This is a genomic window from Moraxella equi (genome assembly GCF_002027555.1).
GTDB lineage: Bacteria > Pseudomonadota > Gammaproteobacteria > Pseudomonadales > Moraxellaceae > Moraxella > Moraxella equi.
Window position 1 is genome coordinate 1 of sequence record NZ_MXAP01000174.1, and the last position, 2,231, is coordinate 2,231.

Annotated in this window: 2 protein-coding genes; both read left to right on the forward strand. The window is 38.1% G+C overall.

Annotated elements, in window-relative coordinates:
• Positions 1–58 precede the first annotated feature (58 nt).
• On the forward strand, positions 59–1,147 hold the full coding sequence (hisB, locus tag B5J93_RS12890) for a bifunctional histidinol-phosphatase/imidazoleglycerol-phosphate dehydratase HisB (protein WP_079326734.1): 1,089 nt from the start codon (positions 59–61) through the stop codon (positions 1,145–1,147).
• Positions 1,148–1,305: 158 nt separating this feature from the next.
• On the forward strand, positions 1,306–1,908 hold the full coding sequence (hisH, locus tag B5J93_RS12895) for an imidazole glycerol phosphate synthase subunit HisH (protein WP_079326735.1): 603 nt from the start codon (positions 1,306–1,308) through the stop codon (positions 1,906–1,908).
• Positions 1,909–2,231: the final 323 nt, after the last annotated feature.

Below are 2,231 nucleotides of genomic sequence, written 5' to 3' on the forward strand. Positions count from 1 at the left end.
AAGGTGCGTATTACGCACCTTACACTTAAAACCAAGTTATTTTTTAAAGGAAAAACAAATGAAGCCCACCCTATTTATTGACCGAGATGGCACTTTAATTGACGAGCCCAAAACCGATTTTCAAATTGACAGTTTGGAAAAACTAAAATTAGAAAAAGGCGTTATTCCTGCCCTGTTGGCATTACAAAAAAAATACCGCCTTGTAATGGTGTCCAATCAAGACGGACTTGGCACGGACAGTTTCCCAAAGGAAAATTTTGACAAACCACACAATGCAATGCTGGATATTTTTACATCACAAGGCATTGTCTTTGATGATATTTTGATTTGTCCACATTTTAAAGACGATGATTGTGAATGCCGAAAGCCAAAAACCAAACTTTTGCAAAGCTATATTGATAACAATTTATTTGATAAAAATAACAGTTTTGTGATTGGCGATAGAGACACCGACATTGAGCTTGCGAATAATTTGGGCATTGTTGGGCTTAAATACAATCCTGATAATTTAAATTGGGATTTAATTGCCGAAAAGCTATTGGGACAAGCGACAACCAATATTGGCGAACGCCAAAAACGCTATGGCGAAGTGATTAGAACCACCAAAGAAACCGACATTAAAGTGCAAGTTTGGCTTGATGAAACGGGCGTGAATGACATTAAAACGGGCATTGGGTTTTTTGACCATATGTTAGACCAAATTGCCACGCACGGCGGATTTAAAGTCGCCATTTCGTGCAAAGGCGATTTGTGGATTGATGAACACCATTCGGTAGAAGACACCGCCATTGCGTTTGGACAGGCATTAAAACAAGCGATTGGCGATAAAAAAGGCATTGCCCGTTTTGGCTTTGTTTTGCCAATGGACGAATGCCGTGCCGAATGTACGATGGATTTATCAGGCAGACCGTTTTTAAAATTTAAAGGCAAATTTAGCCGAGACAAAGTGGGCGATTTTAGCACCGAACTCACCGAACACTTTTTTTATTCAATGGCGATGGCAATGATGGCAACTTTGCATTTAAAAGTCAAAGGCGACAATGACCACCATAAAATTGAAAGTCTATTTAAAGTGTTTGGCAGAACGCTAAGACAATGTATTAAAATTGAAGGCAATGAATTGCCGAGTAGTAAAGGGGTTTTGTGATTTTTAAATTGTTCATTGATTATTTTTTGAGTGGATTTGTAGGGGCGTGTTGCACACGCCCAGTTATCAGATATTATTTTCAGGGCGTGCCAAGCTAGCCCCTACATACCAAAAAAATTAAAATGAATGATATGATTTTAATTAAACAGGATAAAAAAATGAAACTGGTTATTATAGACACAAACTGTGCCAATTTAACTTCGGTGAAATTCGCCTTTGAACGGCTTGGCATTACGCCCATTATTTCGGACGATAAAGAAGTCATCTTATCTGCTGATAAAGTGGTATTACCGGGGGTGGGAACGGCTGAATTTGCAATGAATGAACTTAGCAAAAAAGGTTTAATTGACATCGTTAGACAAATCAAAGTGCCTTTACTTGGGATTTGTCTTGGAATGCAATTATTGGGCGAGTATTCTCTTGAGGGGCAAAATGCCAAAATTGATACGCTAAATTTAATTGCCAACACTACCCATAAATTAGAAGTGGGCGAGTTGCCCTTACCGCATATGGGCTGGAATAAACTGTATTTTGATGATGTGAATCACCCTTTGTTTAAAGACATTAACAATGGCGATTTTGTTTATTTTGTTCACAGTTATCGAATGGCGGTTGGGGCCAATACACTTGCCACTTGTAAATATGGCGAGAAATTTAGTGCGATTGTGGGACAAGGCAATTATTTTGGAATGCAATTTCACCCAGAGAAATCTGGTAAAGTGGGCTTGCAGTTATTAAAAAATTTTGTTGAAAATATTTAAATCGTAGGGGCGAATATAATTTGCCCGTATGGTTACATTTTAAAACAGATTAAATCCAAAAACGGTGCGTGATACGCACCTTTGTATACCCCTTTTAAGGTATAATAAGCAAAAACCTGTTATCCACATCTTGTACGCACCTTAGAACCATAAGGGCAACCACCAAGATAAGTTCGTGTCGTAGCTTTAAGAGTGGATAACCTTTCATCAATCAAAACCGTACAGTTGATAGACTCTAAACCGAATACAAGGCAGGTTAATGATGAATAATGCTAAACAAACCAAAGATACCAAGCAAACCAAAACCAATGTAGCAAACAAGC